Origin of the sequence: Brucella sp. NBRC 14130, assembly GCF_040371715.1 — a bacterium.
Classification (GTDB): domain Bacteria; phylum Pseudomonadota; class Alphaproteobacteria; order Rhizobiales; family Rhizobiaceae; genus Brucella; species Brucella intermedia.
The window spans coordinates 58,116-72,002 of record NZ_BAABTE010000004.1 but is presented as its reverse complement, the minus strand read 5'-3'; the positions used below and the strand labels follow the sequence as shown (position 1 = coordinate 72,002).

Genomic DNA, 13,887 nt, shown 5'->3' with positions numbered 1-13,887 from the left:
CTGAATGGGGAGCCGCCCCTGAAGGCAGCTCCTGCAATAAAGGGCCTGTCAGCCCTGCATGATGGCCTTGAATTTCGAGAACCATTCGCTCTCGTTTTCCACCTGCACCTTTGCCGAAATGCGGATGAGGTGTTTGAAATCCTCGTCCTTGGTCGGATAGGCCGGATCGTTCACAAGATCGGCGGGCGGGGTCAGGCCCGGCACGACGCCCGGCAGGCCAAGTCCATCGAGCCAGACCTGCTGCGCATCCTTGGTGAGCGCAAAGTTGATATATTCCTTGGCCCAGTAAAGCTCGTTTTCCGGCAGGCCCTTTGGAATCCACAGGCCGTCCGTGTCGAACTTCGCGCCCTCTTCCGGGACGGTCCAGTCGATCTTGACGCCGTTCTTCTGGGCTTCGCGCGCATTGGTGGAAATGGTGCAGGCCAGATCGATTTCTCCCTTCTGGAACCAGGTGGTGAAATCCGGGTCTTCGCCGAGAAGCGGCTGCTGCTGCTTCACCTTGGTGATGAAATCCCATGCGGGCTGCATATTGCCGGGAATGTCTTCCAGCTTGCCGCCACCGGCAACCTGCGCCGGGAAGTGGAAGCCGATGCCATCGTTGTAAAGCGCGATGCGGCCCTTGAACTTCGGATCGAGCAGGGCGTGCCACGACTTCGGCGGGCCATCCGGGAAGGCTTCCGGACGATAGGCCAGCACATAGACATAGCCATATGTGTTGACGATTGGATAGCCGTCGAGACCAACCGGCTTGGCAAGATCGGTGGTGTTCTTGAGGTTCGACAGGTCCGAAAGGTCTTCCGTCACGCCGCGCAATGCCGATTTGGTCGCATTGGTGGTCGTATCCCAGTTGACGTGGATCGGCGGAACACGCTTTTGCGCGACCGCAGCCCAGAGCTTCGGCTGGATTTCGTTGTCTTCCGTCAGGTCGTGACGGATAGAAATGCCGGTCTTGGCGGTAAACGGATCGGACACGCCAGCTTTCAGCGCATCCACCCAGCTGCCGCCCCAGGCGCGCACGATCAGCTCCTTTGGCTTTGCCGGTTCTTCGGCAAAGGCGCGCGAAAGGCCGAGCGACGTCGTGCCGGCTGCGGCGGCGAGAGCGCCCGCGCTTTGCAGGAAGCGGCGGCGGTCGAGGATCAGAAAAGGCTTCTTCAGATTGTTCATTTTGTTTCTCCTGTGGAGTTTCCCCGTAATGTTTCAGTCATGCGGCAAAGACGATGAGATCGCGGGCGTTCCAGCCAAGATGCACGGTCTCACCTTCCGCAAACTGGCTGTGGCCGATGGGATCGTGGTCGAAGACGCGCATCAACACGTCTCCCAGGGCAGGAACCCGCAATTCATAGACGATGCGTTCGCCTTCAAAGATCGCGTCGGTTACGATGCCTACGAGCACGGTATCGAGTGCTCCATGCGCTGTGGCGCTGCCGCCAATGCGGATTTGTTCGGCGCGGATTGCGCAGGAAACATTCGTGCCGGGGGCAACGCCTCCGCGCCCCTCGCCTGCCGTGCCTGCCAGAGCCGTTCCCGCATCGACCCGCACCAGATTGCCGTCGATTGAAGATGCCTTGCCGGAAATGAAATTGGTGACGCCGATGAAGTTCGCCACAAAGGCATTGGATGGGTTGCGATAGGTTTCGGAGGGCTCAGCCATCTGCTGGATTTCGCCGCCATCCATGACGATAATCTCGTCGGATACGACGAGCGCCTCGCGCTGGTCGTGGGTGACGTTGATCGTCGTGACGCCGAGTTCCCGCTGGATACGGCGGAATTCAAGCTGCATTTCCTCGCGCAGCTTGCGGTCGAGCGCTGCCAGAGGTTCATCGAGCAGAAGCAGGTCCGGCTCGAAAACGAGGGCGCGTGCGATGGCAACGCGCTGCTGCTGGCCGCCGGAAAGTTCGTGCACACGCCGACCGCCGAGGCCGTTGAGGCGAACGAGGTCGAGATAGCGTTCCACCCGCTCGGGGATGGAGCGCGCATCGAAACGGCGCATTTTCAGCGGAAAGGCGACGTTTTCAGCCGCCGTCATATGCGGAAAAAGCGCGAGCTTCTGGAAAACCATGCCGATGGAGCGCTTGTGCGGCGGCACGGCGCTGACGGCTTCACCATTGATGAAGATTTCGCCGATGCTCGGTTTCTGGAAACCGGCAATGAGCCGCAGGAGCGTCGTCTTGCCGGAACCGGACGGCCCCAGAATGGTCAGAAAGCGGCCCTTGGCGAGATCGAAAGATGCCGCACGCACGGCGTGGAAGCCGTTATAGATCATGCTGACATTGTTGACCGATACGGCAGCCGGTCCGCTTGAAACTTTACGGCTAGGTCCGGTGTCGGTTATATTCATCGCAGTTTCCCATTTCGGTCAAAGCACCGGAAGATGCTTTATGATGTTATTTCAGTCCTGTTTCGCGACTTGCTGATATTCCACTTCAGGAAAATCAGATTGAAGCGAGGTAGCCTCCGTCAATCGGTATCACCTGTCCGGTGACATAGGACGATGCGGCGCTTGCCAGAAACACCACTGCCCCCGCCACATCTTCCATCGCGCCGAAACGCCCCTGCGGAATTTTGGCCAGCATCGCCTTCTGCCAGTCGTCATTCTCGTAAAACACATCGGTCATGGCGGTGCGGAAATAACCCGGCGCAATGCCGTTGACGCGAATGCCGGAAGGCGCCCATTCAGCCGCAAGCGCGTGGGTCATGCCCATGAGGCCGGATTTGGAGGAGCCGTAAGGCACGGCGGTCGGCACGCCGACATAGGAGGTCAGCGAGCAGAGATTGATGATCGAACCTCCCTTGCCGTTCTCCATCATCTGGCGGGCAGCGGCCTGCGCGCAGAAGAACGCGCCCTTGAGATTGGTCGAAACGATACGCTCCCAGAGCGCCTCGTCCACATCGAGCGACGGGCGGATTTCTTCATAACCTGCATTGTTGACGAGGATATCGAGACCGCCAAGCGTTTCCGCTGCCTGTGCGACGGCGGAGGCGCAGGCGGCGACATCACGCACATCGAGCGAAAGACTTGCCGAGGCGCGCCCATGAGCGGCGATACGGGATGCCGTTTCGGAAAGATCGCCGGACTTGCGCGCTGTAATAGCGACATCGGCACCAGCCGAGGCAAGCGCTTCGGCAATGGCCTGTCCCAGTCCCCGGCTCGCACCGGTAACCAGCGCTTTACGCCCGCTGAGGTCGAAAAGCGATAAAACCTGCATCATGTTCCCCTGCGGACCTTTGGCAAAACAATATTGTTGCCGAACTTCTACTCGTTCCGGCACTAATGTTTAGCAATTTTTTGTGGTCTCACCGACATAGGACCATCTTTTTTATATGTTGTCTATACATATATAAGCAAAATTGGATTTTAGACTTGGCCAGTCTCTCCTGAAGGCTGCTGACCGACAAAAAGCTGCGGTCCGGCAGGGGGCAAACGCACCGGAAAGTGCGGTCATGCGGCCTGATTCGGCCCTCTTTCCACGGTTGCGGCAGCTGTTTCAGTTTGAAAGCAGGTTTCGGGAGGCTGTCATCTGTTCTTGTGCTAGAAAGTTCCCATGAGAGACCTTTTCGACCAGATCGAACCGCGTGAAGTTCTTGCGCCCGGAGCCGTGCTTCTGCGCGGCTTTGCGCTTTCCCGCGAGGATGCCGTTCTGAAAGCTGTGGCGGATGTTTCCGCTGCCGCGTCCTTCCGGCATATGACGACGCCCGGCGGTTATCGCATGTCGGTTGCGATGACGAATTGCGGGAATTTCGGCTGGGTTACGGACCGGAGCGGCTATCGTTACAGCACCGACGACCCGGAAACGGGCCTGCCCTGGCCTGCCATGCCGGAAGCGTTTCGCACGCTTGCCCGGACTGCCGCCGGAGAAGCCGGTTATCCCGATTTCGTGCCGGACGCCTGCCTCATCAACCGGTATGAGCCGGGTGCGAAACTTTCATTGCATCAGGACAAGGATGAACAGGATTTCAACCAGCCGATTGTTTCGGTGTCGCTCGGCCTGCCCGCTACTTTCCAGTTCGGCGGGCTGAAGCGAACCGACCCGATCGCGAAATATATCCTGCACCATGGCGACGTGGTTGTGTGGGGCGGACCGTCGCGCCTCTTCTATCACGGCATACTTGCCTTGAAGCGCGGCGAGCATGAAAAATTGGGTCCGTTTCGCTTCAATCTGACGTTCAGAAAATCGCGCTAACGGCCCGTTAAACGCGATTTTTCGAACGAAAAACGTCATAAAACGCTTCTCAAATGCGGCGAGCGCCCGTTCTTTCTGTGGCTATTTTGTGGCAAACAGGGTTTCAGTTGAATGCCCCGCCATCGCTTTTGCTCTCCGGGCGCTCCCTGGCAACCTTGTCGCGGTAGCCGCTCGCCCTGTATGCGGCAATGGGTTCGATGGCCCCACCGGTGAGGCGGCGCGCTTCCGCCAGGATCGGTTCGACGTCTGTCCGGTAGGCGCGTTTCAGCGTATCGGATGCCATCAGCGCATCGTTTTCCCGCTGGTAGGTTTCCAGTGCTTCGCGGTCCACCAGCAGCGCCTGCGCATAGGCGCGGCGGATTTCATTTGCGGATGAGATGAGGCTTTCCAGCGGATCGGTGACATTATGCGACTGGTCGATCATGTGGGCGGGATGGAAATCCGCCACACCGCGATAGTCGGCATCCACCAACTCATTGAAAACAAGGAACAATCGATAGGGATCGATGGAGCCGGCGTCGAGGTCGTCGTCACCATATTTGCTGTCGTTGAAATGGAAACCGCCGAGCTTTCCGAACTGGATCAGCCGCGCCACGATCATTTCGATATTGGTGTTGGGGGCATGATGGCCAAGGTCGACGAGACATTGCGCCTTCGGCCCAAGCGTCGAGGCGATGAGATAATTGGTGCCCCAGTCCTGAACCACCGTCGAATAAAAGGCCGGTTCATACATCTTGTGCTCGGAGAATAGCCGCCAGTCGTCTGGCAACGCCTTATAGATTTCGCCCATCGAAGCCAGATAACGCTCGAAGGCGCGCGTGAAATTCTGCTGGCCCGGAAAGTTGGAACCGTCACTGAGCCAAACGGTCAAGGCCTTGGAACCTATGGCTTTTCCGATTTCGATGCACTCGATATTGTGCTCGACGGCCTGTGCCCGCACTGCCGGGTCGACATGGGTCAACGACCCGAATTTATAGGAAAGCTTCTGGTCCGCCGCATCGGCAAACGTATTGGAATTCATGGCGTCGAAGCCGAGACCAAGCGCCTGCGCATGGGCTTTCAGCTTCTTTGGATCAGCCTTGTCCCATGGAATATGCAGTGAAACATTCGGCGTTGCGCGGCCTAGCTCGTTGATGACCGCGCAATCATCGAGCTTGTCGAAAATGCCGCGCGGTTCGCCCCTGCCCGGAAAGCGCCCGAAGCGTGTGCCGCCCGTGCCGGTGCCCCATGAAGGCACGGCGACGAAATAAGCCGCCACCTTGTCGGTGATCCTGTCGATCTCGATGCCACGGCGCAAAAGCTGTTCGCCAAGCGCCTGATAATCGCTGTTCAAGGCGTCTTCAAAACCGGAATTATGCTCGGCGATGAAATCTGCCGCAATGCGTTGTTCGGACATGGTTCCTCCCAGAATGTCCTGAATTTCATGGACAAAAGGCGCGAAAGCAAGGGCTGTCGCGCCTTTCCCGGATCAGCGTGGAAAGCTCTGCTGGTTTCCGGCGTCTACATTGATGATGTTGCCGGTCGACTTGGCCGAGGCGTCGCTCGCAAGGAAATAGATCGCCTCCGCAATGTCTTCGGGGAAGACATTCAGCTTCAGCATGGAGCGCTTGCGATAATGTTCCTCAAGCTCGGAAACCTCGATTTTGGAAGACGCTGCGCGCTGTTCGCGCCATTCGCCGTCCCATATCTTCGAGCCGCGCAGAACCGCATCGGGGTTGACCACATTGACGCGAATGCCCGCATCCGCGCCTTCCAGCGCCAGACAGCGCGCCAGATGGATTTCCGCAGCCTTTGCAGCGCAATAGGCCGAAGCATTGGGCGAAGCGGCAAGCCCGTTCTTGGATGCGACAAACACTACATTGCCGCCGATCTTCTGGCGGCGGAACAGGCGGAATGCCTCTCGCGACACAAGGAAATAGCCGGTCGCCAGAATGTCGATATTGCGGTTCCACATGGAAAGTTCGGTGGTTTCCACCGGCGCGGATGAGGCGATACCGGCATTGGAAACCAGAATGTCGATGCCGCCAAGCTCGACACTGGCTTCGACAAAGGCCTTCGCGACGCCGTGCTCGTCGGTGACATTCAGTTCGACGCTACGCACCTGATCGGCACCAAACCGCTTTACGAGGTTTTCGTGAGCGGTTTTGAGCGATCCTGCGTCAATATCCGCCAAAACCACGCAAGCGCCCTCGCCCGCCAGCCTTTCGGCGGTCGCAAAACCAATACCGCCAGCGCCGCCGGTGATGAATGCAACGCGGCCCGCAAGGCTTTTTGGCTTCGGCATACGTTGCAGCTTTGCTTCTTCAAGCAGCCAGTATTCGATATCGAAGGCTTCCTGTTCCGGCAGGCCCTGATATTCTGATACGCCGGAAGCACCGCGCATCACATTGATCGCATTGACATAAAACTCACCAGCAATGCGCGCCGTCGCCTTGTCGCGGGCAAAGGACAGCATGCCGACGCCGGGTATAAGAAAAATCACCGGATTTGGGTCGCGCATTCTGGGTGAATTGTCGCGCCTGCACGCTTCGTAATAGCGCTTGTAATCGGCGCGATAGGCTTCCAGCGCTCCCTCAAGCCCGGCAACCAGGGCATCGACATCGGGCTTCGCCGGATCGAAATCGACAACCAGAGGACGGATTTTGGTCCGCAGGAAATGGTCCGGACAGGAGGTGCCAAGTGCTGCGAGCGGATGCAGATTATTCGAGTTCACGAATTCCAGCACTGCGTCCTGATCGTCAAAATGGCCGAGCTTGCGCTCGTCCTTGCCGATCAGCCCGCGAATTTCCGGCATCAGCCGCGCGGCGATGGCGCGGCGCTCGGAAGCGGCAAGGCTTTGCGCGGCAGCGCCGCCGAAAGCAGCCTTGCCTGCCGTCTTCCGGTCCAGCCATTCGATGGCCTTGTTGATGAGGGCGAGTGTGGTTTCATAACAGTTCTTCGCATCGTCGGCCCAGGTGAAAAGCCCATGGCTTTCAAGGATGACACCCCTGGCGTCCGGGTTTGCCTTCACGAAGGCTTCAAGATCGAGGCCGAGCTGAAAACCGGGGCGGCGCCATGGCAGCCAGCCGATTTCGTCACCGAAAATCTCGGCCGTCAGTTCACGGGAGTTTTTGGAGGCTGCGATGGCAATGATCGCATCCGGGTGCATGTGGTCCACATGCTTGAAAGGCACGAAGCCATGCAGCGGCGTATCGATGGAAGCGGCGCGCGGGTTGAGATTGAACGTGCAATGCGGCAGGAAGCCGACCATGCGGTCCTCGTCCTCGACGCCTTTATAGATGCCTTTCAAGGCGTCGAGCTTGTCCTGATAGAGCGTGGCGAAACCGTCCAGCTTGATCGTGCCGACATCGCCGCCGGAGCCCTTCACCCAGAGAACCTGCACCTTCCCGCCGGTGAGCGGATCGGTTTCCTCCACCTTGGCGGAGGTGTTTCCGCCGCCGTAATTGGTGATGCGCTTGTCGGAACCGAGCAGATTGGAGCGATAGAGCAGCTTGCCCGGCTCATCCATCGTTGCCGCCCTGGCGTCATCCCACCGGTTTTCGAGAAGCCTGCTCTGGGCCACCATGTCATCCTCCCAATGCTGTTATGGTGGATCGCAATCCGCATGTCCGGGCCATGTGCCCGTCCGATGCGCCAGCGATCATGTTAGCGGCAGATATGACGTATGAAAGGAATTGCTGTCAATCACAAACAATCATCTTCAATCATTAATGTGATTATTGTGCGCTGTTGTGATTGTTTATGATTGACACGCGCAGGCTTTTTGCCCGATACAAGAAAAAGGAGGAGCCATGCACGAAAGAGAGCGCCACCGCATCATCCTGAGCGCAGTTCAGGAAAAGCCGGTGATCACCATTCAGGATCTGGTGGAACTGACGGAAGCGTCGGAAGCGACCCTTCGCCGGGATATCGCGTCGCTCCATATGCAGGGCCGCATCAAGCGCGTGCGCGGCGGGGCGGAGGCAATCCATCCGCCGCAGTTCGCCAGCCTGACCGGACGTCCCTTCAAGGTTTCGGAATCGGAAAATGCGGATCGCAAGCGCGCCATCGCCCGCGAGGCCGTGGCGCTTTGCGAGGAAGGCGACAGCATCATCATCAATGGCGGGTCCACGACTTTCCAGATGGTGCACTATCTTGCCCCGCGCCGTTTGCAGGTGCTGACCAATTCCTTTGCCATAGCGGAACATCTTCTGCGCCAGTCGAAAAGTACGGTGATCGTGCCCGGCGGCGCGATCTATCGCGACCAGAGCCTGATCCTGTCGCCGTTTGACAACGACGTCATCCGCAATTTCTACGGACGACGCATGTTCATGGGCTGTCAGGGCATCAGCCCGCTCGGGGTGATGGAGTCCGATGCGCTGATCATCCAGAGCGAACAGAAGCTGATGGGCCAGGCGGACGAACTTGTCCTGATGGTCGATTCAACCAAATTCACGCGCCGTTCCAGTCTCATCCTTTGCCCTCTCGACCGGGTCAGCACGCTGATCACCGATGACGGCATTTCGGACGAAGCACGGCGCATGGTGGAAAATGCGGGCATCCGGCTCATCGTGGCGCAGGTTTCCGCAAATGCAGGCAGAGGTGACGAAGGCGGAGGTTCCGCCGAGGTGGCCTGAGCCGGACCTGACTTACGCTCCGGTTCCGAACCGGACGAAGCGAAACATATGTCTTTATACTGGGAGGAATGAGACATGAAACTTTTCAAGAAACTTGTACTGGGTACAGCGCTGGCCGTGGCTTTCATGGCCACCCACGCGCAGGCCGCCGACATGAAGATCGCGCTTGTCGCAAAGTCGCTCGGCAACGGCTTCTTTGAAGCTGCCAACAAGGGCGCGCAGGAAGCCGCCAAGGAACTGGCCAAGGGAGGGGATAGCGTAGAGGTCATCTATACCGGCCCGACCACGACGACGGCGGAAGGCCAGATCGAGGTCATCAATTCCCTGATCGCGCAGGGCGTTGACGCAATCGCCATTTCTGCCAACGACCCGGATGCGGTCGTCCCTGCCCTGAAGAAAGCCGCGCAGCGCGGCATCAAGGTCATCTCGTGGGATTCGGGCGTCGCGCCTGAAGGCCGCATCGTTCACCTCAATCCGTCCTCGAACGAACTGATCGGCAAGATGTGCCTCAAGCTTGCCGCCGATCACCTGCCGGATGGCAAGGGCGATTTCGCGATCCTGTCTGCCACCACCACCTCGACCAACCAGAATATCTGGATCGGCGAGATGAAGAAGCAGCTGAAAGACTTCCCCGGCCTCAATCTGGTGACGACTGTTTACGGTGACGACCTAGCCGACAAGAGCTACCGCGAAGCGCAAGGGCTTCTCACCTCGAACCCGAATGTGAAGGTCATCGTGGCGCCAACCACCGTCGGCGTCCTCGCCGCCTCGCAGGCCGTGAAGGATGCGGGCAAGATCGGCGAAGTCTATGTGACGGGCCTTGGCCTTCCCTCCGAAATGGCGGGCGCGATCAAGTCGGGCGCGACCAAGGAATTCGCGATCTGGAACCCGATCGACCTCGGCTATTCGGCAACCCAGATTGCCTATCACCTCGTCAAGGGCGATGCCGATGGCAAGCCGGGTTCGGAAATCGAAGCCGGACGCATGGGCAAGATCAAGATCGGCGATAACGGCGAAGCCGCGATGAGCGATCCGTTCGTCTATGACGCGTCGAACATCGACGAGTTCTCCAAGGTCTTCTGATCGGAAAAGCGCATCCCGAAAGGTGGAAACCGGTTTTCGGAAAAGATGCGCGCACAAAAGAGGCATTGGGTGTCGCACCCAATGCCGCCTGTCGCTTTCCAAACCCGATTTCAGGTATCTGCGATGAATGCAGCCTTTCTATCCAACGGCCAATCCGGGGGCCAATCCGTCGGAGAGCCGGCGCTTGCCGCCACGGACCAGCCCATTCTGGAAATGCGCGGCATAGCCAAGACCTTTCCGGGTGTGCGAGCGCTTGATGACGTGAACATCGCGCTCTACCCCGGCAAGGTGACGGCGCTGATCGGCGAGAACGGCGCGGGAAAATCCACGCTCGTGAAAATCCTGACCGGTATCTACCAGCCCGACGAAGGCGAAATCCTCATCGACGGAAAGCCGGTGCATTTCGCGACGGCGCAGGATGCGACCGATCACGGCGTTACGGCCATTCATCAGGAAACCGTGCTTTTCGACGAATTGTCGGTGGGCGAAAACATCTATCTCGGCCATGCGCCGCGCACGAGGTTGGGCTTTGTCAACTGGAAGGCCGTCTATGCGCGCTCACAGGCGCTGCTGTCGTCGCTGGAAACGACCGTCGATGCGCGTATCAAGCTGAAGGAATTGTCCATCGCGCAGCGCCATCTGGTCGCCATTGCCCGTGCGCTGTCGGTGGATTCGCGCATCGTCATCATGGATGAGCCCACCGCTGCGCTGTCGCGCAAGGAAGTGGACGATCTGTTCCGCATCGTGGCGCGGCTGAAGGCGCAGGGAAAGGCCATCCTGTTCATCAGCCACAAGTTCGATGAAGTTTATGAAATCGCCGACAATTATGCCGTTTTCCGCGACGGTCACGCTGTCGGACACGGCGCGCTGGCCGATACGCGGCAGAATGATATCGTGCGCATGATGGTCGGGCGCTCCGTCGAGCAGGCTTTTCCCAAGCAGGATGTCGCCATCGGCAAGCCCGTGCTGAAGGTTGAAAACTATTCGCATCCGACCGAATTTCGCGACATTTCATTTGAGCTGCGCAAGGGTGAAATTCTCGGCGTTTATGGACTTGTCGGTGCTGGGCGTTCGGAGTTCGCGCAGTCGCTCTTCGGCATCACCAGGCCTTCGAGCGGCCGTGTCGTGCTGGAAGACCGCGAGATCAGCATCCGCCGCCCCGGCGATGCGGTGGCGCATGGGATCGTCTATGTGCCGGAAGAGCGCGGACGCCACGGCGCCGTGCTGCAATTGCCGATCTTCCAGAATGTGTCGCTGCCCTCGCTTGCCCGCACGTCACGCAACGGCTTTCTGCGCATGGCGGAAGAACTGGCGCTGGCGCGCAAATATGCCGAGCGTTTCGACCTGCGCGCCGCCGCACTTTCGGTCCCTGTCGGAACCCTATCCGGCGGCAACCAGCAGAAGGTCGTCATCGGCAAGTGGCTTGCCACCAGCCCGAAGGTCATCATTCTCGACGAGCCGACCAAGGGCATCGACATCGGCTCCAAGGCCGCGGTCCACGCCTTCATCAGCGAACTGGCGGCAGAAGGCTTGAGCATCATCATGATCTCGTCGGAACTGCCGGAAATCATCGGCATGTCGGACCGGGTGATGGTGATGCGCGAAGGGCTGATGGAAGGCATCTTCGAGCGGGCCAGCCTTGATGCCGAAGTGCTCGTGCGCGCCGCCACCGGAAATACGGAGTAGACGATGAAACAGTTGCTCAAGCAGCGCGAACTCCTGCTCCTCGTTATCATCGCGCTTATGGTGGGGCTGTTCGCAAGCCGCGCGCCGGGCTTCGCCAACGCCGGAAATCTGGCGAATATTTTCAACGATACGTCGATCCTGATCATCATCGCGCTCGGGCAGATGGCGGTGATCCTGACAAAATCCATCGATCTGTCGGTCGCCGCCAATCTCGCCTTTACCGGCATGGCGGTCGCGATGCTGAACGCCACCTACCCCGGGCTCCCGCTGGTGCTTCTCATCGTGCTGGCCATTGGCATCGGTGCCGTTCTTGGTGCGATCAACGGCATTCTCGTCTGGAAGCTCAACATTCCGGCCATTGTCGTCACGCTTGGCACGCTTACCATCTATCGCGGCATGGCCTTCGTGCTCTCCGGCGGCGCGTGGGTCAATGCGCACCAGATGACGGCACCGTTTCTCAACACGCCCCGCACGGTGGTTTTCGGCCTGCCGCTGCTTGGCTGGACGGCGATCCTGATCGTTGCTCTGATCTATGTTCTGTTGACGCGGACCTTCTTCGGGCGCGCGCTCTATGCCTCGGGCGGCAACCCGACCGCCGCCGTCTATACCGGCATCGATGTGGGGCGCACGCGCTTCTTCGCCTTCGTGCTGTCGGGCGCGCTTGCCGGGCTTTGCGGCTATCTCTGGGTCTCGCGCTATGCCGTCGCCTATGTGGATGTAGCCGCCGGGTTCGAACTCGACAGCGTCGCGGCCTGCGTCATTGGCGGCATCTCGACGCTTGGCGGGATCGGTACGGTTGCCGGTGCGGTGCTGGGCGCGCTTTTCCTCGGCGTCATCAAGAACGCCCTGCCGGTCATCGACATATCGCCCTTCTGGCAGATGGCGATCTCCGGTTCCGTCATCATTCTGGCCGTGATCTTCAATGCGCGGCAGGAAAAGCGGCGCGGACGCATCATCCTGCGCGACAAGGCCGCAAAGACTTATGAGGAGGCTGCGGCATGAATAACGAACAGCGCCGTCACATTCCCGACCGGCTCGGAACGCCTTTCTCGCGCATCTTCGCAAGCTGGGAAATGCTCCTGCTTGGCGTGGCGATTGCGATCTTCATCGCCAATTCCTTCGCCTCGCCCTATTTCCTCAATGCCTGGAACCTGTCGGACGCCACGTTCAATTTCACCGAAAAGGCACTGATCGCCTTCGCGATGACGCTTCTGATCATTTCCGGTGAAATCGACCTTTCGGTCGCCGCCATCATCGCGCTTGCCTCCACGGCCATGGGCGCGGCGGCGCAGGCTGGCGTCGGCACTCCCGGCCTCGTCGTCATCGGCATCGGCACGGGTCTTGTCTGCGGCGCGATCAATGGCGGGCTGGTTGCCGGGCTGAAACTGCCCTCCATCGTGGTCACCATCGGCACGATGAGCCTGTTTCGGGGCATTTCCTATATCGTGCTCGGCGATCAGGCCTTTGGCGGCTATCCGGAGAGCTTTGCCTATTTCGGACAGGGCTATGTGTTCTGGGTGATCTCGTTCGAATTCGCGCTGTTTGTGCTCTTTGCCGTGCTGTTCGGCGTGCTCCTGCACCGGACCAGTTTCGGGCGCCGCATCTATGCCATCGGCAACAATGAATTTGCGTCGCGCTTTTCCGGCATTCCGGTGGAGAAAACCAAGTTCGTGCTTTTCCTGATGACCGGGGTGATGAGCGGTATCGCCGCCGTCTGCCTCACCTCGCGCCTCGGCTCCACGCGGCCGTCCATCGCGCAGGGCTGGGAACTGGAAATCGTCACCATGGTGGTGCTTGGCGGCGTGTCGATCCTCGGCGGCTCGGGCACGATCGTCGGCGTGGTGATCGCCGCCTTCGTGATGGGCCTCGTGACCTTCGGCCTTGGTCTTCTCAACGTGCCGGGCATCGTCATGTCGATCTTCATCGGCCTGCTTCTGATCGTCACCATTTCACTGCCCATCCTCATCAGGCAGCTCAGGGCGAGGCGCGCGGCATGACCAGTGAACGCTATGCATTTCGCATGAAGCTAAACCCCGGCATGGAAGCGGAATATCGCCGCCGCCATGACGCGATATGGCCGGAACTGGTGGAACTCCTGCACAAGGCTGGCGTGTCGGACTATGCCATCTATTTCGATGAGGAGAGCAATGCCCTGTTCGGCGTGCTGACGCGCAGTGCCAATCACGGCATGGCCGCCCTGCCCGATCATCCGGTGATGAAAAAGTGGTGGGCGCATATGGCCGACATCATGGCGACCAATCCGGACAACTCGCCGGTTTCGGTGGACCTCAAGCCTGTCTTTCATATGCCATGAAGCGCCC

Annotated in this window: 12 protein-coding genes; 7 read left to right on the top strand and 5 right to left on the bottom strand. The window is 59.3% G+C overall.

The genetic code is table 11. From position 1 onward, the window contains the following. Positions 1 to 48 precede the first annotated feature (48 nt). The 3 genes from ABWW28_RS08985 to ABWW28_RS08975 form a co-directional block, all read right to left on the bottom strand. Positions 49 to 1,164 carry an ABC transporter substrate-binding protein gene (locus ABWW28_RS08985; protein ID WP_176587796.1) on the bottom strand — a complete coding sequence of 372 codons (1,116 nt, stop codon included), beginning with the start codon at positions 1,162 to 1,164 and terminating at the stop codon, positions 49 to 51. A 37-nt stretch (positions 1,165 to 1,201) separates the two neighbouring features. Beyond that, the gene (locus ABWW28_RS08980) at positions 1,202 to 2,338 is read right to left on the bottom strand and encodes an ABC transporter ATP-binding protein (RefSeq protein WP_176587797.1); all 1,137 of its coding nucleotides are present in this window, start codon (positions 2,336 to 2,338) and stop codon (positions 1,202 to 1,204) included. A 94-nt stretch (positions 2,339 to 2,432) separates the two neighbouring features. After that, positions 2,433 to 3,206 (bottom strand): SDR family NAD(P)-dependent oxidoreductase, encoded by a 774-nt coding sequence (locus ABWW28_RS08975; protein WP_176588023.1) that lies wholly within the window; start codon positions 3,204 to 3,206, stop codon positions 2,433 to 2,435. A gap of 336 nt (positions 3,207 to 3,542) precedes the next feature. Here ABWW28_RS08975 and alkB point away from each other — a divergent pair, with 336 nt between their 5' ends. After that, complete coding sequence (gene alkB, locus ABWW28_RS08970) at positions 3,543 to 4,181, top strand: DNA oxidative demethylase AlkB (RefSeq protein WP_176587798.1); 639 nt, start codon at positions 3,543 to 3,545, stop codon at positions 4,179 to 4,181. Between the two features lie 103 nt (positions 4,182 to 4,284). On the opposite strand, the gene rhaI is transcribed toward alkB, so the two are convergent. After that, the gene (rhaI, locus tag ABWW28_RS08965; RefSeq protein ID WP_176587799.1) at positions 4,285 to 5,577 is read right to left on the bottom strand and encodes an L-rhamnose catabolism isomerase; all 1,293 of its coding nucleotides are present in this window, start codon (positions 5,575 to 5,577) and stop codon (positions 4,285 to 4,287) included. Positions 5,578 to 5,649: 72 nt separating this feature from the next. After that, positions 5,650 to 7,746, bottom strand: a complete 2,097-nt coding sequence (locus tag ABWW28_RS08960; protein WP_176587800.1) for a bifunctional rhamnulose-1-phosphate aldolase/short-chain dehydrogenase — start codon at positions 7,744 to 7,746, stop codon at positions 5,650 to 5,652. 226 nt (positions 7,747 to 7,972) lie between these two features. Here ABWW28_RS08960 and ABWW28_RS08955 point away from each other — a divergent pair, with 226 nt between their 5' ends. The 6 genes from ABWW28_RS08955 (at position 7,973) to rhaM (ending at position 13,880) form a co-directional block, all read left to right on the top strand. Further along, positions 7,973 to 8,797, top strand: a complete 825-nt coding sequence (locus ABWW28_RS08955) for a DeoR/GlpR family DNA-binding transcription regulator (protein ID WP_100649930.1) — start codon at positions 7,973 to 7,975, stop codon at positions 8,795 to 8,797. Between the two features lie 75 nt (positions 8,798 to 8,872). Next, positions 8,873 to 9,880 (top strand): rhamnose ABC transporter substrate-binding protein, encoded by a 1,008-nt coding sequence (gene rhaS, locus ABWW28_RS08950; RefSeq protein ID WP_006468842.1) that lies wholly within the window; start codon positions 8,873 to 8,875, stop codon positions 9,878 to 9,880. A gap of 123 nt (positions 9,881 to 10,003) precedes the next feature. After that, positions 10,004 to 11,566 carry a sugar ABC transporter ATP-binding protein gene (locus tag ABWW28_RS08945; protein ID WP_376780767.1) on the top strand — a complete coding sequence of 521 codons (1,563 nt, stop codon included), beginning with the start codon at positions 10,004 to 10,006 and terminating at the stop codon, positions 11,564 to 11,566. Between the two features lie 3 nt (positions 11,567 to 11,569). Continuing rightward, positions 11,570 to 12,568: an ABC transporter permease gene (locus tag ABWW28_RS08940; protein WP_151659518.1), complete on the top strand. Its 999-nt coding sequence runs from the start codon at positions 11,570 to 11,572 to the stop codon at positions 12,566 to 12,568. Then, positions 12,565 to 13,563 (top strand): ABC transporter permease, encoded by a 999-nt coding sequence (locus ABWW28_RS08935; RefSeq protein ID WP_121994623.1) that lies wholly within the window; start codon positions 12,565 to 12,567, stop codon positions 13,561 to 13,563. Before ABWW28_RS08940 ends, ABWW28_RS08935 begins: the two co-directional genes overlap by 4 nt. Further along, a complete protein-coding gene (gene rhaM, locus ABWW28_RS08930; protein WP_176587801.1) occupies positions 13,560 to 13,880 on the top strand; it encodes an L-rhamnose mutarotase in 321 nt (106 codons plus the stop codon). Before ABWW28_RS08935 ends, rhaM begins: the two co-directional genes overlap by 4 nt. Positions 13,881 to 13,887: the final 7 nt, after the last annotated feature.

Excerpts from the sequence above, each read along its gene's own strand:
- ABWW28_RS08935 (WP_121994623.1), top strand. The coding sequence starts at position 12,565 with ATGAATAACGAACAGCGCCGTCACATTCCCGACCGGCTCGGAACGCCT.
- alkB (WP_176587798.1), top strand. The coding sequence starts at position 3,543 with ATGAGAGACCTTTTCGACCAGATCGAACCGCGTGAAGTTCTTGCGCCC.
- ABWW28_RS08940 (WP_151659518.1), top strand. The coding sequence starts at position 11,570 with ATGAAACAGTTGCTCAAGCAGCGCGAACTCCTGCTCCTCGTTATCATC.
- ABWW28_RS08975 (WP_176588023.1), bottom strand. The coding sequence starts at position 3,206 with ATGCAGGTTTTATCGCTTTTCGACCTCAGCGGGCGTAAAGCGCTGGTT.
- rhaM (WP_176587801.1), top strand. The coding sequence starts at position 13,560 with ATGACCAGTGAACGCTATGCATTTCGCATGAAGCTAAACCCCGGCATG.
- ABWW28_RS08945 (WP_376780767.1), top strand. The coding sequence starts at position 10,004 with ATGAATGCAGCCTTTCTATCCAACGGCCAATCCGGGGGCCAATCCGTC.
- rhaI (WP_176587799.1), bottom strand. The coding sequence starts at position 5,577 with ATGTCCGAACAACGCATTGCGGCAGATTTCATCGCCGAGCATAATTCC.
- ABWW28_RS08985 (WP_176587796.1), bottom strand. The coding sequence starts at position 1,164 with ATGAACAATCTGAAGAAGCCTTTTCTGATCCTCGACCGCCGCCGCTTC.
- ABWW28_RS08955 (WP_100649930.1), top strand. The coding sequence starts at position 7,973 with ATGCACGAAAGAGAGCGCCACCGCATCATCCTGAGCGCAGTTCAGGAA.
- rhaS (WP_006468842.1), top strand. The coding sequence starts at position 8,873 with ATGAAACTTTTCAAGAAACTTGTACTGGGTACAGCGCTGGCCGTGGCT.
- ABWW28_RS08980 (WP_176587797.1), bottom strand. The coding sequence starts at position 2,338 with ATGAATATAACCGACACCGGACCTAGCCGTAAAGTTTCAAGCGGACCG.
- ABWW28_RS08960 (WP_176587800.1), bottom strand. The coding sequence starts at position 7,746 with ATGGTGGCCCAGAGCAGGCTTCTCGAAAACCGGTGGGATGACGCCAGG.